Source organism: Variovorax sp. IB41, assembly GCF_016405905.1.
Classification (GTDB): domain Bacteria; phylum Pseudomonadota; class Gammaproteobacteria; order Burkholderiales; family Burkholderiaceae_C; genus Variovorax.
Window position 1 is genome coordinate 20097 of sequence record NZ_JAEFCB010000014.1, and the last position, 20465, is coordinate 40561.

Here is a 20465-nt window from a genome sequence, read left to right on the forward strand (position 1 = left end):
GGCCGCTGGCATTGCCCCCGGCGAGGGGGTTGGAGAAGCGACACGAAGTGCGCGAAGCCTGGGGGAGCGCCTGTTCAGGTCCAGCCCGCGTCCACCGTGAACTCCTGCGCCGTGCACATCTTCGCGTCGTCGGACGCGAGAAACAGCACCATGCGCGCGATGTCTTCCGGCATCAATTTGTCGGGCAGGCACTGGTTGCGCTTGAGGGCCTGCTCGCCCTCCTCGTCGAGCCACAGCTTCACCTGCCGCTCGGTCATCACCCAACCCGGCGACACCGTGTTGATGCGGATGCGGTCCTTGCCCAGATCGACTGCGAGGCCGCGCGTGAGTCCGTTCACCGACGACTTCGCGATCGCATAGCAGGGGTAGCCCGAGCCCTTGGTCTGCCAGCCGGTCGAGCCGAGGTTCACCACCGAGCCGAAGCCCAGGCGCTTCATGCCCGGCACCACGGATTGAATCGCGAAGAGTGCCGGACGCTCGTTGATCGCCATGCGGTTGTCGTAGTAATCCGGTGTGACCGATTCGAGCGTGTGGCGGTCGTCGCTCGCCACGTTGTTGACCAGCACCGCGAAGTCGCCGAACTCGGCGGCCGCATCGGCGATGGCGCCTTGCAGCGCGCCGATGTCGCGCACGTCGCAGGCGCGCCACCATGGCGCGTCGTGGCCGTCTGCGACGATCTGCTTTGCGAGCGCGGCGCTGGCGCTCTCGGCGATGTCGACGAAGGCCACCCGCGCGCCCTGCGCGGCAAAGGCGGCGACGATGGCCGCGCCGATGCCGCTGCCGCCGCCGGTGACGAACACGGTGCGGCCTTTCAGGCTCGGATGGATCGAGAGTTGGGGGGAATTCAAGAAGGGTCTCCAATGGGATGGAAAAATGACATTGCAAAATGCATATCGATCTATTCCATATTGTTTGATTTCAAATATCAATATGCCTTGATACGATCCGCCGCGTCAAGGAGACATGACAAGGAAAACAATGACGAGCTACACCGCACCCTCGATCGAGGGCACCCCCGAATGCATCTGGCCCGCGGCCGCGAATCTCGGCGAGGGCACGCTCTGGTCGCAGCGCGAGCAGGCGCTCTACTGGATCGACATCCTCACGCCGCGCCTGTTCTGGTATCGGCCCGCCGACGGCGCGCGGCGGGCCTGGCAGTTCGACGAGGAGATCACCGCCATCTCGGAGCGCGCCAACGCGCCGGGCCTGGTCCTCACGCTGCGCCGCGGCTTCGCGCTCTTCGACACGAACCAGCTGCCGGGCGCTGGCGCCAAGCCGCGCTACCTGCACCAGCCCGAACCCGAGCGCACGAACAACCGCTTCAACGACGGCAAGTGCGACAGCCGCGGCCGCTTCTGGGGCGGCAGCATGGACTTCGACTGCAAGGCGCCCACCGGTGCGCTCTATCGCTACGACGCCGATGGCACGTGCACGAAGCACGACGACGGCTTCGAGGTGACCAACGGGCCCACCTGGTCGGCCGACGGCCGCACCATGTACTTCAACAACACGGTGCTCAACAACCTCTACGCCTACGACTTCGACATGGAAGCCGGCACGGTGTCGAACCGCCGGGTGTGGCACCGCTTTCCCAAGCCGGACGGCCTGCCCGACGGCATGACCACCGACGCGGCCGGGCGCCTGTGGATCGCGCACTGGGACGGCGCCTGCGTCACCTGCCACGACCCGGTGACCGCGGCGGAGCTCGGCCGCATCACGCTGCCCGCGAGCAACGTGACCGACTGCGCCTTCGGCGGCGCCGACATGCAGACGCTCTACATCACGACCGCGCGCAACGGCCGCACCGAAGAGCAGCTCAAGAGCGAGCCGCTGGCCGGCGGCCTCTTCGCCGTGCGCATCGGCAGCCCGGGCGTTCCGGCGGCGTTGTTCGCCGGCTGAGTCCCCTCACCGTTCGGCCTGAGTCCCCTCACCGTTCGGGCTGAGCGCCTCACCGTTCGGGCTGAGCTTGTCGAAGCCTTGCGCAGCGCTTCGACAAGCTCAGCCTGAACGGTTGTTATTGAACGTCTCGCGCGTACTCAGCCGACGCTGAAGCGGTGTTCCGTGGTGCTCGCGAACACCTCGCCCGGCCGCAGCACGGTCGACGGAAATGCCGGCTGGTTCGGCGAATCCGGGTAGTGCTGCGTCTCCAGGCAGAGGCCGTCGCCCTGCCGCAGGCTCGCGCCCTGCGACCCCATGAGGCTGCCGTCGAGGAAGTTGCCCGAATAGAACTGCACGCCCGGTTCGGTCGTGTGCACTTCCATCACGCGGCCCGAGGCTTCGTGCTCGACGCGCGCGGCCAATGCGAGGCCGCCGCCGTTGCGGTCGCCGTCAAGAATCCAGTTGTGGTCGTAGCCATGCGCGCGCAGCAGTTGCTCGTGCCCTTCGCGGATGCGTTCGCCAATGCGCGTTGGCGAGCGGAAATCGAACGGCGTCGCGCCCACCTCGGCCACACCGAGCGGAATCAGCTGCGCATCGACCGGGCAGAAGCGGCTCGCGGGCAGCGTCAACCGGTGGTCCATCACATCGCCGCCGCCCGCGAGGTTGAAGTAGTCGTGGTGGCTCAGGTTCAGCACCGTCGGCTTGTCGGTCTCCGCGCGGTAGTCGATGCGCCATGTGTTCCCGGTCGCCGAGAGCGTGTAGCGCACCGTGAGCCCCACTTCGCCGGGATAGCCCTCTTCGCCATCCACGCTCGTGTAGCGCAGCTCGATCGCGACGTCGCCGCGCGCGTCTTCCGCGGACACCGGCGCGATTTCCCAGAAGCGCGTGCCGAAACCCTTCGGCCCGCCATGCAGCGAATTCGCGCCATCGTTGATGCCCACCTGGTGCACAGCGCCATCGAGCGTGAAGCGCCCCGCCGCGATGCGGTTCGCATAGCGCCCGACGATGGTGCCGAAGTGCGGATGCGGCTTCAGGTAGTCGTCCAGCGACGGCAGGCCCAGCACGATGTTCGCGCCCTGCCCGTGCCGGTCGGGCACATGCAAGGCAGTGACGATGCCGCCGTGGTTGATGGCACACAGGCGCAGGCCGCAGCCGTTGTCCAGGGTGTATTCGGTCACCGCGCGCCCATCGGGCATGCGGCCGTATTCACGTGAGGTGATGCTGCTCATTCGGCTCCAGGGGTTGGCGGAAACAACGCCTCCAGCGCGCACTGCGATGCGGCGTGCAGGCCGATGCGGTCCGTGAGGTCGTGATAGGTGGGCGGCTCGGCCGCATGGGTCTTCACCTCGATGCGGTGCCCCGCCTTCGCCACCGCATCGCCGAAGCGCTGCTGCAGGGCGAAGGGCGTGTTCCTGTCGTCGCGGTTGCCGATCAGCACGATGCGCCGCGCCGGGTCGCGCACGATGCCGTTCACATGATCGAGCGGATCGTAGAACTGCGTGCTGCCGGTGGTGTCGGTGCGGCCGTCTTTCGACATGCCGAGCATGCGCGCGCGTTCGAGCAGCCCGTAGGCGCCCGAGGTCAGCACCGCGCAGGCCACGCGCGTGCGGCCCATGGTGAGCAGCGCGGCGCCCGCGGTCGCGCCGCCGCTGTGGCCCAGGATCACGATGCGCTGCAGCTGGTGGCGCTGCATGAGCGCATCGAGCGCGGCGTCGAGCGCGTGGAACTCCACGGGCTCACGGCGCCGCCTGTGGTCGCCCGACGAGCCATAGGTGCCGGGCCGCGCCATGAAGATCCACGGCACGCCCGCGCGGTCGCGGCTGCGCTGTGCATCGAGCGTGCGCAGCGCCTCGGTGTTGCCGGGAATGCGCGTGGGCGGCTGGTCCATCACGCCGTCGCGGTCGCCGGAGAACTGCACGATCGCCACGCGCGCGCCGTCGATCTCGTCGCTCGCGAAATAGCGGATGCAGGCCGGGCCTTCGACAGCCTGCACCCAGAGGTAGCCGCGGCGGTCGGGGCAGTTCGCGCGCACGGCCGGCTGGTTCCAGTGCAGCACCGCGTCCTCGGCGGCCACGCCTGATGCCGCCCGTGCCGCCGGGTCGCGCAGGTCGGCGCCGGCGCGCTGCGCGCAGGCCGCCTGCATCAGCGCGAACAGAAGCACGAACGCGAGATGGCAGTGCCGCCGCAGGACGGGCATGAAAGACAGCGTTGTCACAGCTTCTTGAGCAGCGCGGGAATGGTGCCGAAGTCCGAGCGGTCGCGGTCGCCCTTCACCAGCAGCAGGTCGCCGTCGCGCAGGTACTCGCCCAGGTACAGGGTCAGGTCGGCCGCGTTGTCGAAATGCGGACCGAGCAGGCTCACGGGCACTTCCTCCCGCAGCCAGCGCATCTCGTCGCCGTGCGTCACCACATGCGCGATGCCCGAGGCCAGCAGCGGCTCGGCCAGCCCGCGGTGCATCGCCTCGGCCTGCTCGCCCAGGTTGACGATGCGCCCGAGCACGCCGACCTTGCGGGCGACCGGCTGGTTGCCGGCAGGCGCGCGGTAGCTGCGCATGAAGCTCATCGCGTTGCGCATCGACATGACCTCGGCGTTCCAGCTGTCGTCCACCAGCGTGACCAGCGCACCGGTGCCGGTGCGCAGCGGCTCCACCTGCATCACCGAGGCGGGCAGCCGCACGTGGGGCATGCGCGCGCTGGCCTCCTCGGCGTCGAAGCCCATCGCCACGATCGCGGCGAACGCCAGCGCCGAGTTGCGCACCAGCCCGATGCTGGCCACCGGGAACAGGTACTCGTGGATGCGCCCCTTGAACGAGAGCCGCACGCGGCAGCCCGAGGCCTCGGGGCGCGCATCGAGCAGGCGGACGTTGTCGTTCGGCCCGGTGCCCACGGTCCACACCTTGGCGGCCGTGCGCATCGCGGCCTTCACCACCTTCGCCAGGTGGGGAATGTGCGCGCTCACAACGGCGATGCCGCCGGGCTCCAGCCCGAGGAAGGCGCGCGACTTGTACTCGGCCGTCTTCTCCAGCGTGTCGGTCTTGGCGGTCTGCGAAAGCCCCACCTCGGTGAGGATCGCCACGTGCGGGCGCGCCTCCAGCGAGATCGGGCCGCGGTCCATCCACAGCGCGCTCTGCGCCATCTCCAGGATGCACACGTCCACGTCGGGCCCCAGGCTGGCCATGGCGCCGGGCACGCCGACGCGCGAGTTGTTGTTCTCCACCGTGGTGAGCACGCGCGCGCCCGGCGGCAAGAGGTCGCGCACCATCGCGATGGTGGACGACTTGCCCACCGTGCCGGTCACGCCCACCACCAGCCCCTTGTAGCGCGCCCGCGCGGCCGCGCCGAGCGAGAGCAGCGCGCGGATCGGGTCGGGCACCTGCAGCAGCGGAAAGTCCGGTGGCAGCCCTTCGACCGCGTGCTGCACGATCGCGCCCGCGCACTGGGTGTGCAGGCGCTGCAGGTCGTCGTGCTGGTCCCACTCCTCGGGCGCGCGGCTGAAGTTCTCGTGCGCGGCCAGCGTGCGGTAGTCCGACGCGACGAACAGCGCCGGCCCCGGCCGCACCTTCAGGTGCATCGGAAGGCGCACCACCGACTGCACCGACCAGCCCGCGGGCGGCGGCACCAGCCACTGGCCGCCGGTGATCTGCGCGAGCTGCTCGGCGGTCCACACCGGCCCGGGCTCGCGGCTCGCGCCGGGGAGGTTGACCGACAGCACCGGCGCGCGGGTCTCGGGCAACGGCGCCGGCACGCCGGGCATGCGCAGGCCGCACCACACGGGAAGCCGCCGCGCGCCCGGCAGGTCCGGCGCGCCGCGCAGGCGAACTTCGAGCTGCAGCACGTCGCTTTCCATCTGCCGCGCGAGTGGCGGGCGCAGGCCATAGCGGTCGCGGTAGATGCGCCCGGGCGTCCAGCGGCTGGTCGGCCACATCCAGTCGCAGGGGTCGTGGTCCATGCCCTCGCCCCAGGCCGGCATGGTCTTGCTGCGCGCGGGCAGCGCGCGGAACTGCAGGCGCAGGTCGGCCTCGACCGGCGCATCGACCGTCCAGAACGACTCGACCCACAAGAGCTGGCGGCCGAACACCTGGTTGGGCGTGCAGCGCATGCCCACCAGGCGCAGCGGCCCGATCTTCACCGGCGCCATGGCCGCGTCCGCGGGCACGGCATCGACGACCCAGCCGGGCCTTGCGGTGCGCAGGGGCGGCGAGGCGCGGCGAGCCACCGTTGCATCAGCGTTCACCAACGGTTGCTGCAGCTGCTGCGGCAGCACCTCCCGCGCGGGCGGCGCCAGGTGCAGCACGCAGCCGCCGTCCGGCGTCGGAAAGACCTGTGTGCCCAGCGCGTGGCATTGGGCGGCGAAGTGCTCGCTCGCGGCGCGCGCGCGATCGGCTTCGTACGGTTCGGAGAACCCGAAGTCCACGCGAATGGGCGTGAACTTCACTTGCTCGACGCCGTGCGCATGGAGCGCGAGCGAGAAGATGCCCGCGTTCCACGCATCGCCGCGCATCGCGTCGAACAGCAGGTCGCCGGCGTCATGGATGATCGGCCGCCCGCGGTAGACCTCGATGCCCTGCAGCACATGCGCCGAGGTGCCCAGGATGGCGTCGGCGCCCGCGTCGATGATCGCGTGGCCCACGGCGATCTCGGCGCGCGAGGGCACCGTCTCCAGGTTGTCGCCCCAGTGCACCGCCACCAGCACCACGTCGGCCTCTGCGCGTGCCCTCGCGATGCGCGGCGCGAGCGTCGCGGTCCATTCGGCGGGATCGGCCAGCGGCAGGTAGGCGCCGCCCGGGTGCCAGGCCGTGGCCGCGAATTTCGGCTGCGTGGCATCGAGCGAGAACAGCGCCACGCGCACCTCGCCGGCGCGGCCCATCACCGGCCGCAGCGCGGCTTCGAGGTCGGGCCCGGTGCCCGCCGAGCCGATGCCCGCGGCGTCCAGCAGCGTCTTCTGTTCCAGGAGGGCCTGCGGGCCGTAGTCGCCGCTGTGGTTGTTGGCGGTGCTCACGAGGTCGATGCGCGCGGCCGTCAGCACGTCGATCATCTCGGGGCGCGCGCGGTAGTAGTAGGCGCCGGTCTCGTCCTTGTCGGCGCCCTGCTCGCCGGTGGTCGCGACCACGCATTCGAGGTTGACGATGCGCAGGTCCGCATCGCGCAGCGCCGCAATGCCGCCGAGCATCGCCTGCGGGCCGCCCAGCTCGGCCATCCGGTAGTGCTGGCGCCGGCCCAGGTTCACGTCGCCGCCCCAGGCCGCGACACCGCGCGGGCCCGGTGCGGCCGCCGTTTCCGCGGCGCCGGCTTCCGCCTGCTGCGCCTCGCGTTTCTGCAGCAGCCGGTGGTACGCCACGTAGCCCGAGAGGTAGTGCTCCACGTCGTCGATGCGCACGCGAAAGCTGTGGTGCTTGATGAAGAACGAGCCGGCCACGCGGTCCGGGTTGCGGAAGAACATCGCCAGCTCGGGCCAGAAGTGGCCGTTGGCCAGGTACCGCGCGCGGTGCTCCAGCGCGCGGTCGAACTTCTCGCGATCGAACCCCTCGAGCAGCGGACGCAGCGCCGGATCGGCCTCGATGCGCAGCACCATCTCGCGCGCCGCCATCATGAGTTCGAGCAGCGTCGGGAAGGTGGTGATGCGCTCCAGCACGAAGTCCAGGTACCCCGCCACGTTCTGCAGGCCGAACTGGTAGTAGCGCGTCTCGGGCCGGTAGCGCGTGAGCTCGTTGACGCAGTAGCTCAGCCAGTGGTCGTGCGCCTGCCAGTGCTTGGCGGCGATGAAATGGTCGAAGGCTTTCTCGACCACCGCGAGCCAGCGCTCGTCGCGCGTGAGCCCATAGAGGCGCATCAATCCGAAGGCGGCCTCGCCGTCGTAGTAGATGACGCGGAACGCATCCTTGATGTCGAGCTTGGGGAAGTTGAGCACGTGCACGAAGCGCCCGGACTTCTGGTCCTGCATCGCGCGGATGCCGAGCGCGAGCTGCTCCATCAGCGTCATGTACTGCGGGTCGCCGGTGAGCTCGGTGTACTTCACCAGCGCGAGCAGGCAGACCGCGTTGCCGCCGAGCTTGACCTCGTTGCCCACGTCCACCAGCAGCGCCGCGCGCGTGCCGTCGGGCAGCGGCACCTGGCGGATCAGGCGCTGCGTGAGGATGCCCAGCGAGCGGTCGATGGCGGCCTTCTGCACGGCGCTGCGCGTGAGCTCCCAGGCCTCCAGCATCGCGTAGGTGGTGCTGGCGTGGCGCAGGGTGTTGTAGGTGGGGATGGCGCGGTCGAAGCAGGGAAACCAGCCGTAGTGGAATTCGCCCGTGGGCTTGACCTGCTCGGCGAGGTAGTCGCTTGCCGAATCGATCATCGCGCGGACCTGCCGCATGTTCCAGTGGTCCAGCCGGCGGTAGCCCGCGGCCTGGCCTTCGGCGGTAAGGGGCCAGGCGCCCTCGGCGTCCACGTACACGGCGCGGGTGGTGAAGCACCAGACGGGCGCCGCATCGTCCGCGGGAAAGTCGATCTCGGCGCCGAAGCGGCGCTTGGCATGCAGGCGCAGGTTGGTGGCGTTGGGCAGCGCATGCTCCACCTCGCCGCTGTAGAGCACCGCCGCGCCCTGCATCTCCTGCGCGAGCATCGCGTGCTTGAAGTGCGCATCGAAGGCGATGCCCTGATTGAAATAGTTGCGCTTGGTTTGCGCCAACTTCGCCTTCAGCGCGCCCCAGCTCATGGCCGTGACCGTGTCGACGATTTCCGCGCGCAGGCGCTCCGGAGGCCGGTCGCCGCGCTTGGCCTGCACGGCGGCCGCATCGGCGGCGCGCTGCCATGCGGCTTCGAGGTCGGGGCCGCGTCCGGCCACCACGCGGGCGCGGCTCTCGCCTTCGCCCAGGGCGAAGAACACCACGCACCCCGCCTCCGCGGTGGCGGGCGACGCAAGGGGCAAGGCGCCCTCGGCATCCGCCAGGGCGAGCCTGGCACGGTTCAACAGATCGGCGAGGGGGTGGGGGTCGTGCGTCATTCCACCGCGAATGATGACAGGCCGCAGCGCACCCTGCCATCCCGGCGATCCATGAGGGCGCGGGTGCCGTTCAGGTGCTGCTCAGGTACCGGGTCTACAGCCTCGGCAGTTCCACGCGACGGTTCTTCGCGCGGACATCGGCGGTGGAAGATGGGCCATGTCGTTTTCAGTTGCGGGGCAGATGTGAAGGTCGCGGAAAGGGCATTCATGGCGGGTGCACAGGCCATCGGGTACTCCCCTCCGCGAATGTCCCCCGGGGCTTCGCCCCTCCTCCTTGATTTCGCTGCGGGGAGCACCCGACGCCCTGCGCACTTGGAAGCGCTGCTGGTGTGCGGCCGATGAACAAGTGCTCTGAAAACGAGCGCGCCGATGGGGTGCCTTGCGCAGCGAAATCAAGGAGGAGGGCGAAGCCCGGGGGACATTCGCGGAGCAAGGCACCCCGTCGGCGGGATCGCCGCCCCGAATGACTTCAGGCCCAAGCCTCCATCACCGCCCCCCGCACCGCATCGACCGACACGGCCCGCTTGCCATCCACCGATGCGATCCAGCACAGCCACGTGTGCGACCGCCACCCATTCCAGATCGCAAGCTCCCCATTGCGCGCGCCCTGCTCGGCCTGGTCGAGCCGCATCACCCCCGCGCCCATGCCGCTGGCGACCATGCTGCGGATCGCGCTCTCGCCGTCCGCGGTGCGGCCCTGGTGGTATTCACGGCCCGCGCTCGCGAACAGCTTTTCGAGGTGCACGCGCAGGATGCAGGACGTCGGCGTGCCCACCCACGGCAGGTTCACAAGTTCGTCGAGCGAAAGATCGGGATGCGCCTGGGCCACCGGCAACGGCAGCACCACGGCCAGGTCGACCACGCTCAGGCGGCGCAGCTCCAGCCCCTCGGACTGCTCGCTGTCGCTGAGCACATAGGCGCAGTCCAGATCGCCGCGCTGCACGCCGGCCAGCGTCTCGAACGACAGCCCTTGTTTCAGCTGCAGCGTGACCTGCGGATGCCGCTGCGCGAGCTTCACAAGCACCTCGCCCAATTTCAGTGACACCGGATCGACCACCGTGCCGAAACGCACCACGCCCTGCGCCGCACCGCGCAGCTGGTCGGCCGCCGAGCGCATGCGCGTCGCCGAGGCCAGCGTGCGCTCGGCTTCGTCCAGGAGGCTGTGGCCGGCTTCGGTGGGCACCATGCCGCGCGGGGTGCGGTCGAACAGCTTCACGCCCAGTTCGTCTTCCAGCGCCTTGAGCTGCGCGCTGACCGCCGGGGCGCTGGTAAACACGCGCTCGGCGGCGCGGGTCAGGCTGCCCTCCTTGGCGATGGCGACAAAGGTCTTGAGTTGGTAGAGCTCCATGGGACAAATTGTGGGCGCTTCGGCGCGATTCGGCCATTCGCTTTTTTGGAGGGCCCCGTCCAAAGAAGCGAATGGAAATCGGAGCACCGAAGCACGATCCTTGGAGCCATCGATTCATTGCAAAGGCTCCCCGTGTCACTCTCTCTGTCCCCTCGCCAACGCCTGCTCGGCATCGCCGCGCTGCTGCTCGCCACCTCCAGCTGGGGCGGCATGTTCCTCGTCAGCAAGGGCGTGCTGCACCACGTCGAACCCGTGTGGTTCACGCTGATCCGCTACAGCATGTCCGCGCTGCTGTTCGTGCTGCTCATCCTTCCGCGCGGCATGGCGCCCTGGCGCAAGCTGCGGCTGCACGCGGGGCCGCTGGCGCTGCGCGGGTTCGCGGGCTTCGGCGTCTTCAGCGTGATGCTGCTGGTCGGCCTGGCGCACTCGGTGCCCTCGCACGGCGCGGTCATCGTGGCCACCACGCCCATGACCACGCAGCTGCTGCGCTGGGCGCTCGACGGCGTGCGCCCCTCACGCACGACGCTGCTGGCTTCGGCGCTCGCGCTGCTGGGCGTGGCGATCGTCTCGGGGCTGCTGTTCGGCGATGCGTCGGCGGGCGAATCGACGCTCTTCGGCGATGCCGTCGCCTTCGTCGGCACGCTGGGCTGGGTCTGGTACACGCGGGGCGCGGCGCGCTTTCCGGGGCTGGACGTGATCGAATACAGCGCGCTCACCGTGCTGGCCGCCTGGCCGCTGCTGCTGGCCGGCGCCGTCGGGGCCAGCGTGCTGGGGCTCTCGCAGATGCCCAGCGTGGAGGGCCTCAGCCTGTCGTGGGAGGCGCTGCTCTACGTGGGCCTGGTGTCTTCGGCCATCGCGGTGCTGGCTTTCAACTTCGGCGTGAGCAAGCTGGGCGCCGTGACGGGCACGGCCTTCTTCAACTTCGTGCCGGTGTCGGCGCTCTTGATGAGCATGGCGATGGGCAAGATGCCGACGGCGAACGAGGCGGTCGGCATGGCAATGGTGATCGGCGCGCTGCTGATCCATACCGCGGCAGGCCGCAAGGCTTCTGCGGCGCCGGCAGCGCAGGCCGTGCCGCCGCTCCAGAATCGCGGCACCTGCACCGCCACTTCATGACATGAGCCAAGCCCACCTCTTCACGCCCCTGCAACTCGGCGCGCTCCGCCTGGACAACCGCATCGTCATCGCGCCGATGTGCCAGTACTCCGCCGTGGAGGGCACGCCGGGCGACTGGCACCTGATCCACCTGGGCCACCTCGCGCTCTCGGGCGCGGGACTCATGATCCTGGAGGCGACGGCGGTGGAGGCCGAAGGGCGCATCTCGCCCGGCGATCTCGGGCTTTATTCCGATGCCAATGAAGAGGGCCTGGCCCGCGTGCTCGCGGCGACGCGGGCCCATTCGCCCATCAGGATCGCGATGCAGCTCGGGCACGCGGGGCGCAAGGCATCGAGCCGCGCGCCGTGGGAAGGCGGCAAGCAGATTGCGCCCGGCGAGCCCGGCGGATGGAAGGCGTACGCGCCCTCGGCCGTGCCGCACTCGCCGACGGAAGACGTGCCGATCGCACTCGACGCCGCGGGCCTCGCCCGCATCCGCAATGCATTCGTCGACACCGCACGGCGCGCCGCGCGGCTGGGCCTCGATGGCTTGGAGATCCACGCGGCGCACGGCTACCTGCTGCACCAGTTCCTCTCGCCGCTGGCCAATCACCGCGACGACGAATACGGCGGGAGCCTAGCGAACCGCATGCGCTTTCCGCTCGAGGTGTTCGATGCAGTGCGCGAGGCATTTCCCGCCGACAAGCCGGTGTGGGTGCGCGTCTCGGCCGTCGACTGGGTGCCGGATGGATGGGACCTCGAGGGCACCGTCGCGTTCGCCAAGGCGCTCGAGGCGCGCGGCTGCGCGGCCATCCATGTGTCCAGCGGCGGCGTATCGCCCAGGCAGGCCATCGCGCTCGGCGTGGGCTACCAAGTGCCGTTCGCCGAACGCGTGAAGTCCGAGGTCGACATGCCGGTCATCGCCGTGGGCCTCATCACCGAGCCGCGGCAGGCGGAGGAAATCATCGCCAAGGGCCAGGCCGATGCGGTGTCGCTCGCCCGCGCGATCCTCTACGACCCGCGCTGGCCGTGGCATGCAGCGGCCGAGCTGGGCGCGCAGGTGAAGGCGCCGCACCAGTACTGGCGCTCGCAGCCGCGGGAGTTCAAGGATCTGTTCGAGAACGCGGCGTTCGGGGCGCGCTGACCCTCCTCGTTCGCGCGTGGTGGCGCGACCGGCACCCGCATCCATCCGCTGATCGAAACAGCCCGGGGTGTCGGCGAGCCCGGTCACCGCATCGCGCTTTTCACCTGCTCGATCTTTCGCGCGTGTGAAGTTTTAACGCCCTTGCTAATCTGATTGACGCAGATCGGGGCCAGTTCACTATTGTTCGCAGTACGCGCAGTTGGCATACGCCAGACTTTTGAGTCTTCCGAACAAGACGCTCTGCGCATGCCCCGAACCCTCTCCATTTTCAGCACGGCCATTTCGCCGCTTCAAGGCCATCCAGGCCTCGAGCCCGTGCGGCTCACCGGTCGCGAAGGCATGAACAGCCTCTTCGAATACGAGCTGCTTCTCAAGACACCGGACGACCTGAACCCCGGCGCCGGCGGTGCCGCCGACCTCGACCTCGATGCCCTCATCGGCCGCGAAATCAACTGCATGATCGAACTGGATGGCTCGGGCGCTTTCGTGCCCGGTGCCACCGGCTCGAACGTCGGCGCTACGGGATCCGGCGTGCGCCAGATCAACGCCCTGATCACGGATGCGGCCATCTGGGGCGAAGAGGGCAGGCACGTTCAATACAAGCTGACACTGCGGCCTTGGCTGCACCTGGCCACCCTCACCACCGACTGCAAGATCTTTCAGGACAAGACCGTTGTCCAGATCCTCGATGAGTTGCTGGCCGATTACGCCTTCCCCGTCGACAAGCGTCTGTTCGAGGCCTACCCGATACGCGATTTCCAGACTCAGTTCAACGAGACGGACTTCGACTTCTTCTGCCGGCTCTGCGAAGAGTGGGGACTGAGCTATCACTTCGAGCACGGCGAAGGAAAGCATCGCCTGGTCTTGAGCGATGCCATGGCGGCCTACAAGGCGGCAGAGAGTGCCGCGTATCGGGAAGTCGAGTATCACGCGCCCGGCTGGAAGGTCGATGCCGAATACATCAGCAGTTTCGTTCCTCATGCACACCTCACGAGCGGCCAGTATTCGACCCGCGACTACGACTACACGCGCCCACGGGCCGACTTGAGCATCGGTCGCAAGGACCCGCGGCCAACCGGGCTGGCGGGCGCCGAGGTCTACCAATGGCATGCCGCTCATGCAGGCAGCCACTACACCCAGCCTCTCGCTGGTCGGGGCGAGCGCAACGATCCTCAGGACGAAGGCCGGTTGCTGGCGTTGCTGCGCATGCAGGCCCTGCGCACCCACGGCGAACGGGCCCAGGCCAGCGGCAATCTGCGCGGCATGTGCGCCGGTCGCACTTTCGAGTTGCAAAAGCATCCGCGCGAAAAAGCCAACGCCGAGTACCTTGTCCTGGATACGCACTTCGTCATCGAAAACGTCGCACAGGACAGCCAGAACAAGGATGCAACGCAAGACCGCCGACAGCAATGGCGCATCCTCGTGGACTTCACCGCTCATCCGGTTGCCCAGCCCCTGCGCCCGGCCCCTGCGCGCGCGAAGCCCCAAACGGGAGGGCCACAGTCCGCGCTGGTGGTCGGCCCCGAAGGACAGAACCTCTGGACCGATGAACTCGGACGCATCAAGGTTCAATTTCCCTGGGACCGCATCGGCCTGAAGAATCAGCACAGCACCTGCTGGCTGCGCGTGAGTTCACCGTGGGCCGGCAACCAGTTGGGCGGTATTCACATTCCACGCATCGGCCAGGAAGTTTTGGTCGACTTCTTTGGTGGCGATCCCGACCTTCCCATCTGCACCGGCCGCGTTCACAACCAGTCGAATCTCCCGCCCTGGGCCTTGCCCAATCAATCGGCACTTTCCGGTTTTCGCAGCCGCGAGTTGACCAAGGAGGGCGGCAACAGCGCCGCGGGGCGCTCCAACCACCTGGCCTTCGACGACACCGACGGCAAGATCCAGGCCCAGATCAAGTCCGACCACCAGCACAGCCAGCTTTCGCTCGGTCACATCGCGCGCATCGAAGACAACGCGGGACGCAAGGACCTGCGCGGCCAGGGCTTCGAGCTGCGCACCGACGGGCATGGCGCGTTGCGCGCGAAGAACGGCTTGCTGCTCACCACCGAGCCACGCCCCAATGCGCAATCGCATGTGCTCGACAGCGCCGAGACTGCCATCCGTTTGTCGCAAGGCCAGGACCAGCATGACAGCCTTGCCACGGCAGCGCTGACAGCCCAGGCGCATGAGACAGGCGACCAGGACGAAGTGGCGCGGGCGCTCAAGAAACAAAGCGATGAAATCGAAGGCCATGGCGGCAGCCGCGCCGACGGCGAATTTCCGGAGTTCCTGGCGCCCCACCTGGTGCTCGCCAGCCCGGCCGGCATCGCTGCCACCACCCCCAACTCGACGCATCTTGCAAGCGGTGAACACATCGCGCTGACCAGCGGCAGCCATACCAGCATCTCTTCCAACAAGAGTTTTCTGGTCAGCGCTGCCCACGCTGTTCGCCTGTTTGCCTTCAAGGGGCTGGTCAAGATCGTTGCAGCCCAGGACGACATCGACATCACGGCATTGAAAAAAAGCATCCACATGCTGGCCAGGAAGGACATCACCTTGAGGGCCAACAAGATCACGCTGGACGCCGACGAGATCGTGACCATCAACGGCGGACGCAGCTACAGCCTTTGGAAAAAAGCCAGCATCGAGCATGGCACCAGCGGCCTGTGGCGCGAGTACGCCGGCAGCCACAGCCTTCAGCCGCAGAAGGAGTTGCCGCTGCCCGAGATTAAGTTCCCGACAACGCTCTGCGAGGACTGCGTGCTCAAGGCGCTCAAGTCCGGCAGCCCCGTTGCAGCAGTAGGCGGATGAGCCGTGTACTTCGCACAAGCCCCCACCCTTCTGGAAGCCGCAGAAAAACACCTGATCGATGCATTCGCTGCCGAACCCCGCCTGCATTGGATCGCGCTGATCGACGCCGCCTTCGACCACGGCAGCAACGCCGCAGGGACCGTCTACAAGGGACTCAATTGCTACGCCGCGGAATTTCCGCTCGATGACCTGGCAGGCGCAGCGCCATGGCTGATCGAACTGGACCCCTTCGAAAAGAAGCACCGGCATACGGCGCAACTTCTTGCCCACTGCAGTGGGCGCCCGATGCTCAGCGTGATGGCGAGCCGCATACCCGCGCGGACCCTTTGCAAGCTCTGGCTGCCCTTGCATCGCGTGCACACGAAAGACAAGCAGCGTCTCCTTCTGCGCTTTGCCGACACCCGTACCTTGCCCTTGCTGCCGGACCTCCTGACGCCTGCGCAATGGGCCGCCATCGCAGCACCGCTCGCGCACTGGCTCTATGTGGACCGGGAGGGTGCCATGGTCGCAGCCCGTCTGCCCGACCCGGCAGCGCCCGGCCCTTGCGATGCCTTGCATCTGAGCCAGGCGCAACTGGACGCCATGGTGAAAGCCTGCGAACCCGACGCCGCACTCGACTTGCTGGCGGACCAGATGCCCGAAGTGTTCCATCCCCGCACGGCGCACGGAAAACTTCATGGCTACATCAAGGACAAGACATTCGGCCTGATCGAAAGGCACGGCATCGAGAACTGGACCGACAAGGTGTCGCTGGTCGCAGCCGAATTGCTGACCAACGGAAAGATCCAGGACAACCCGATGCTGCACGAGTTGCTGCTGACCAGGTCCTGGCAACCGGGAAATTTGCGCGAAGCACTGCTGAATCACAACCTCGTCTGAACAACTTTCAAAACATGGACTACCACCTGATCTTTCTCTCGTTGCTCGAGTACTTCCTGCAAAGCTACGGTTTCATCATCTTCGCCGCACTCGTCTATTCGGGCGCCTACGTCTTGCTCGGATGGGTCAGGGTCAGATCCAGACTCCTGCGCCTGGGGTTGACCTTGCTGTGCGTGCCCCTTCTCTCCTGGATTTTCGCGTTCCGGCATTTCTTCTTCTCGGCCGAGAACGCCTCCGAGTTCTGGGGGATGGCCGTGGACGCTTGGCGTGAGGTGTTCACTGCGCCATCCATGGTGCCCTGGACCGTCTGCACCATGTTCAGCATGGTGACGGGCTTGATCCTTTGCAGCGTAGTCATCACGAAGAAAAGGCATTCGAAAAAACGCCTGAGCGCGCCGTCATGAAAGCCACGATCGCCGTTGGAAACGCCTCGCGTCGTTCGCGCGCCTTGCACCCTATGTGGCGCGTGCTGAGCATCTTGGTCGTTGCCGTCATGCAGGCCGCTTGCAGCGACAACGACATGCTGGCCGGAGATGTCACCGGCTACAACCACATGCCTGAGTCGGGGTGGAGCATCGCGGGCTTCACGATCAACGGTGCTGGCGGTCCGAACATCCAACCCGAGACCGGAGGTGGCGCGTTTTCCTGCTGCATGTCCTTCCCCAAGCATTGGCATCCAGGCATGAAGGCCAAGGTCAGATGGTTCTACAACCACAAAGCCAGTGATCCCAGTGCTACGCCTCCGCCTCCGCAAGAAGCGGAGGTCGAGATTCCCGAATACACGCCGAAGACGGCAGGCGCGATCAATGTGCACTTCTATCCGGGTCACCGCATCAAGGTAGTGATCAGCAGATATGCGATCGAACATCCACGCTATCCCATGAGCGAAGAGGACAAGAAACCCTGGGTCACGCGCACTGACATCGTTGATGACTAACGTTGTGCATGCGCCGGATCAACCCAACGGAGCACATGGCGAGGTCGGTCCGTCGACACGACAAAGCATTCAAACATCCGGAAGAAATCAATTGAAATCAATCGCCGCATTTCATCGTCTCTCGCACCGCCTCAAGCGATTTTTTTGCGTGGGAGGGTTCGCGCTCATGCTGGTCGCTTGCAGCGACAACGACATGCTGGCCGGAGATGTCACCGGCTACAACCACATGCCTGAGTCGGGGTGGAGCATCGCGGGCTTCACGATCAACGGTGCGGGGGGTCCGAACATCCAACCCGAGACCGGAGGCGGGAAATTCTCGTGCTGCATGTCGTTCCCCAAGCATTGGCATCCGGGTATGAAGGCCAGGGTCAGATGGTTCTACGACGTGATGGTCGGAGACCCTCGCACTCCGCCTCCGCCGCAGGAAGCGGAAGTGGACATCCCCGAATACACGCCCAAAACGGCGGGTGCGATCAATGTGCATTTCTATCCAGATCACCGCATCAAGGTAGTGATCAGCAGATATGCGATCGAACATCCACGCTATCCCATGAGCGCAGACGACAAGAAACCCTGGGTCACGCGCACTGACATCGTTGACAAATGACCGTTGCGCAACCACTTGAGCAAAATTGAATGAGCACGACAACCTTTATTGATTCGGCGCTGAATCCGGCGCTGGGCCACACCCGCATCGGCGAGCGCCCTTTGAGCAATCGAGAGCAATTGCAGCGAGCGGCTGCGCACTGCGCAGCCAATCCATCCGGTCCAGTTCCTACATGCACCGGCTGTGTGTTCGTCGGCATGTTCTTCGATGGCACCGGCAACAATGAGCAAGCGGATTACCTCGATCAGGCCGGTGCACCGCGCGAGATGAGGCACAGCAATGTAGTGCGGCTATACCACGCGCACCCTGACAGACTCAAAATCGCTACCAACGGCTACTACAGCTATTACATCCCTGGTCTCGGTACGCCGTTCCCGAAAATCGGAGACGTCGACGGCGAATGCGACGAGGAAGGCGGTTTGACTCAATCGTGGCACACGCTCATGCAGCAACTGGGCTCCATCGGCGCAATGAATGGGGCGCCTCGCATCGTGTGGGGCTTGACTCGCATATTCAATGCCGTCAGTCGACACATTACCGGAGATGACCTGATCGACGACGCGACAGCCAAGGACCTGGCTGTTTCGCTCTTCGACCTGATGGTGCCGCAACTATTCATCAACTTTGACCGCCGGAGATCGCTCAAGGGCGAATGGCAAGGAAAGCTCAAGGACAAGCTGGCCCATCAGGCAGTCAAGCTGAACCTGATTACCGTCAACGTGTTCGGGTTTTCTCGCGGAGCGGCCGAAGCGCGGACTTTCGTCAATTGGCTGTATGAACTCTGCGAGCAAAAAGACGGTGGCTATCTCTTTGCAGGCATTCCGATCCGTGTGCAGTTTCTCGGCCTCTTCGACACCGTGGCGTCGGTGGGCGCAGCCGGGCTCTACACCTTCATCGAAGGCCGCGCGGGCTGGGCCAACAACAGCATGCAGATCAATCCTGGCGTGGAGCAATGCGTGCACATGGTCGCGAGCACCGAGGTGCGAGCCTGCTTCCCCCTGGACTCAGCGCGCGTCGGCAGCAGCTACCCCGCCAATGTGGTTGAGTACGTCTATCCCGGCTCCCACTCGGACGTCGGCGGCGGCTACAAGCCAGAAGCACTGGGCTGCAAGGACTGGGGTGAAAAGAACGAAGACCTGCAGTTGGCCCGAATACCGGGCTACGAGATGTACTGCGCGGCGCTGGGCGCCGGAGTGCCTTTCCAAACCGCTTTCGGCGCGCTGAAGGTCGCTGGGACCAGTCTCGGTCTTGGTGCATTTGCACCACTGAACCAGATGGTTGCCAAAGCTCTCAAGCCCTCACCCGTCACCGTCAAGGCATTCGACGCCTACTACTTGAAGGCTGGCATTCAGGCCGGCCCCGTGGAGGACATGGCGCAACAACACCTGAGCCTCTATTTCACCTACCGTGTGCACCACAAGGACTGGCGGACTTCACCAGCCGTGAAGCGATCCCTTGGCACACCCAATGGCTCGATCGGTTCCTACAAGGATGAACCGCGCACCCTGTGGAAAACGCAGCTCGCCTTGATTCTCGTGATCTCCGCCCTTTGCGACGAGATCCAGCGGCGCGTGCAGGCGGGCGGCACCGAGGATGAAGTTCTGCGGCACCGCTACGACGCCTTCACCCAGGTGAAGGACGGCGGCGCCACGGGCCTGTCGCAGTGGTGGCCCGGCAGCTCCATTCACGCCATGGTCGGCTCGGCCATGGACGGATTTGCCGCTCGCAAAGGGTTGATGGAGCGCAACCTGCGCGAAGAGGACTTGCAACGCGCGATCGGCAAAGCACAAAAGGCGCCGCTCTACCTGGCTGAATGGCGCAAATTCCTGGCCGGCGAGACCCAGGCCGAGGTGCGCGACATCGCCGTCGAGCGCGATGGCGTTCGCTTGCTCGCAGCCATACAGTCCAGGCCGGTGTCTGGCGAAGTCGCTGCATTCTTCGATGAACTGGTGCATGACAGCATGGCCGGATTCATCGGATTCGGAATGCCCGAGTTCGAGACGAACGGCTACGGCATTGCCAAATTTCGCCGAACCTTCTTCGGCAATGACGGAGACGCGATGCTGCGCGACGAAGCCGAGCGTGGCAACAAGAGGCGCGTCTCGGCGCTCGATGCGAAGCGCGCCAGCGATCGCGCTCAAAGTCTGCAGTGGCAGCGCGAAGCCGCCGGGTTCCGGGGAACGATCTCGCGCTGAAGACCACAACCGCGAAGCTGAGTGCGCCCAGCCGGGCCACGAATCAGCTGCCGCCGCCGTTCAGTTCGCAGCAACACGCACCCAGCGCTGCGTCTTGCCGAACAGCGGCAGCCCGACATACGCACGCAGCACCAGCTCGCCCGCCGCGTTGCCCTCGGTGCTGACCGACATGTTGCATCGATAGGTCTTGCCGTTCTCGCGGTTGTAGATCTGCCCGGCCCATTCGGTGGACGGACGCGCGGCGTCGCTTGCATCGACGGGCGCGAAGTCCTTCAGCAGCGTCATGCCCAGCGCCGGCCGGCCATCGGCGGCTTGCATGTCGCCGCCGCCCGGTGCCATCGAGCGGTTGCCCAACACCTTGGTGACGGTGCCGCACAGCGCGGCGCCGCAGGGCGCGACCTCCACTTCGAGGTTGCCGTTCGCGGTGACCCAGCGGCCGCGCGGATCGGAGGCTGCAGCGGATTGCGCCTGCGCCGCGAAGGCCGCGGCGAACAACAGGGCGGCGCCGAATGCGCGGCCTGGACGATGAAACGAGGGCTGGGTCATGACGGGCTTCGTGTCGAGTGGATGAGGCGCCCATTCCATCGCGCCACGCG

15 protein-coding genes are annotated in these 20465 nt (G+C 66.7%); 9 read left to right on the forward strand and 6 right to left on the reverse strand.

The features are described from left to right. Positions 1-74 precede the first annotated feature (74 nt). Positions 75-848 carry an SDR family NAD(P)-dependent oxidoreductase gene (locus JC881_RS22495; RefSeq protein WP_198787901.1) on the reverse strand — a complete coding sequence of 258 codons (774 nt, stop codon included), beginning with the start codon at positions 846-848 and terminating at the stop codon, positions 75-77. Positions 849-978: 130 nt separating this feature from the next. Between JC881_RS22495 and JC881_RS22500 the strand changes: the two genes are divergently transcribed. Next, the gene (locus JC881_RS22500) at positions 979-1899 is read left to right on the forward strand and encodes an SMP-30/gluconolactonase/LRE family protein (RefSeq protein WP_198787902.1); all 921 of its coding nucleotides are present in this window, start codon (positions 979-981) and stop codon (positions 1897-1899) included. A gap of 137 nt (positions 1900-2036) precedes the next feature. Here the strand turns inward: JC881_RS22500 and JC881_RS22505 are convergent, their stop codons facing one another. The 4 genes from JC881_RS22505 to JC881_RS22520 all read right to left on the reverse strand — a co-directional run bounded on the left by JC881_RS22505 (position 2037) and on the right by JC881_RS22520 (position 10210). Continuing rightward, positions 2037-3107: an aldose epimerase family protein gene (locus JC881_RS22505; protein WP_198787903.1), complete on the reverse strand. Its 1071-nt coding sequence runs from the start codon at positions 3105-3107 to the stop codon at positions 2037-2039. After that, the gene (locus JC881_RS22510) at positions 3104-4075 is read right to left on the reverse strand and encodes an alpha/beta hydrolase family protein (RefSeq protein ID WP_198787904.1); all 972 of its coding nucleotides are present in this window, start codon (positions 4073-4075) and stop codon (positions 3104-3106) included. The genes JC881_RS22505 and JC881_RS22510 overlap by 4 nt, the downstream gene beginning before the upstream one ends. 14 nt (positions 4076-4089) lie before the next feature. Further along, entirely contained in the window at positions 4090-8862 is a 4773-nt protein-coding gene (locus tag JC881_RS22515; RefSeq protein ID WP_198787905.1) for a CapA family protein, read from the reverse strand. A 469-nt stretch (positions 8863-9331) separates the two neighbouring features. Then, the gene (locus JC881_RS22520; RefSeq protein ID WP_198787906.1) at positions 9332-10210 is read right to left on the reverse strand and encodes a LysR family transcriptional regulator; all 879 of its coding nucleotides are present in this window, start codon (positions 10208-10210) and stop codon (positions 9332-9334) included. A 132-nt stretch (positions 10211-10342) separates the two neighbouring features. On the opposite strand from JC881_RS22520, the gene JC881_RS22525 reads away from it, so the two are divergent. From JC881_RS22525 to JC881_RS22560, 8 genes are all read left to right on the forward strand, one after another. After that, positions 10343-11326 carry a DMT family transporter gene (locus JC881_RS22525; protein ID WP_332875273.1) on the forward strand — a complete coding sequence of 328 codons (984 nt, stop codon included), beginning with the start codon at positions 10343-10345 and terminating at the stop codon, positions 11324-11326. Between the two features lies 1 nt (position 11327). Continuing rightward, positions 11328-12449, forward strand: a complete 1122-nt coding sequence (locus JC881_RS22530) for an NADH:flavin oxidoreductase/NADH oxidase (RefSeq protein WP_198787907.1) — start codon at positions 11328-11330, stop codon at positions 12447-12449. Between the two features lie 246 nt (positions 12450-12695). Continuing rightward, positions 12696-15251: a type VI secretion system Vgr family protein gene (locus tag JC881_RS22535; protein ID WP_198787908.1), complete on the forward strand. Its 2556-nt coding sequence runs from the start codon at positions 12696-12698 to the stop codon at positions 15249-15251. 3 nt (positions 15252-15254) lie between these two features. Further along, entirely contained in the window at positions 15255-16130 is an 876-nt protein-coding gene (locus JC881_RS22540) for a DUF4123 domain-containing protein (RefSeq protein WP_198787909.1), read from the forward strand. Positions 16131-16144: 14 nt separating this feature from the next. Beyond that, positions 16145-16534, forward strand: coding sequence for a hypothetical protein (locus tag JC881_RS22545; protein WP_198787910.1), 390 nt, complete (start codon positions 16145-16147; stop codon positions 16532-16534). Further along, positions 16531-17067: a DUF3304 domain-containing protein gene (locus tag JC881_RS22550; protein WP_198787911.1), complete on the forward strand. Its 537-nt coding sequence runs from the start codon at positions 16531-16533 to the stop codon at positions 17065-17067. The genes JC881_RS22545 and JC881_RS22550 overlap by 4 nt, the downstream gene beginning before the upstream one ends. A gap of 91 nt (positions 17068-17158) precedes the next feature. Next, a complete protein-coding gene (locus JC881_RS22555) occupies positions 17159-17674 on the forward strand; it encodes a DUF3304 domain-containing protein (RefSeq protein ID WP_198787912.1) in 516 nt (171 codons plus the stop codon). 29 nt (positions 17675-17703) lie between these two features. Next, positions 17704-19869, forward strand: coding sequence for a T6SS phospholipase effector Tle1-like catalytic domain-containing protein (locus JC881_RS22560; RefSeq protein ID WP_198787913.1), 2166 nt, complete (start codon positions 17704-17706; stop codon positions 19867-19869). A gap of 60 nt (positions 19870-19929) precedes the next feature. On the opposite strand, the gene JC881_RS22565 is transcribed toward JC881_RS22560, so the two are convergent. Beyond that, entirely contained in the window at positions 19930-20415 is a 486-nt protein-coding gene (locus tag JC881_RS22565) for a DUF2147 domain-containing protein (protein WP_198787914.1), read from the reverse strand. Positions 20416-20465 lie beyond the last annotated feature (50 nt).

Excerpts from the sequence above, each read along its gene's own strand:
- JC881_RS22530 (WP_198787907.1), top strand. The coding sequence starts at position 11,328 with ATGAGCCAAGCCCACCTCTTCACGCCCCTGCAACTCGGCGCGCTCCGC.
- JC881_RS22520 (WP_198787906.1), bottom strand. The coding sequence starts at position 10,210 with ATGGAGCTCTACCAACTCAAGACCTTTGTCGCCATCGCCAAGGAGGGC.
- JC881_RS22550 (WP_198787911.1), top strand. The coding sequence starts at position 16,531 with ATGAAAGCCACGATCGCCGTTGGAAACGCCTCGCGTCGTTCGCGCGCC.
- JC881_RS22505 (WP_198787903.1), bottom strand. The coding sequence starts at position 3,107 with ATGAGCAGCATCACCTCACGTGAATACGGCCGCATGCCCGATGGGCGC.
- JC881_RS22515 (WP_198787905.1), bottom strand. The coding sequence starts at position 8,862 with ATGACGCACGACCCCCACCCCCTCGCCGATCTGTTGAACCGTGCCAGG.
- JC881_RS22565 (WP_198787914.1), bottom strand. The coding sequence starts at position 20,415 with ATGACCCAGCCCTCGTTTCATCGTCCAGGCCGCGCATTCGGCGCCGCC.
- JC881_RS22510 (WP_198787904.1), bottom strand. The coding sequence starts at position 4,075 with ATGCCCGTCCTGCGGCGGCACTGCCATCTCGCGTTCGTGCTTCTGTTC.
- JC881_RS22535 (WP_198787908.1), top strand. The coding sequence starts at position 12,696 with ATGCCCCGAACCCTCTCCATTTTCAGCACGGCCATTTCGCCGCTTCAA.
- JC881_RS22545 (WP_198787910.1), top strand. The coding sequence starts at position 16,145 with ATGGACTACCACCTGATCTTTCTCTCGTTGCTCGAGTACTTCCTGCAA.
- JC881_RS22560 (WP_198787913.1), top strand. The coding sequence starts at position 17,704 with ATGAGCACGACAACCTTTATTGATTCGGCGCTGAATCCGGCGCTGGGC.
- JC881_RS22500 (WP_198787902.1), top strand. The coding sequence starts at position 979 with ATGACGAGCTACACCGCACCCTCGATCGAGGGCACCCCCGAATGCATC.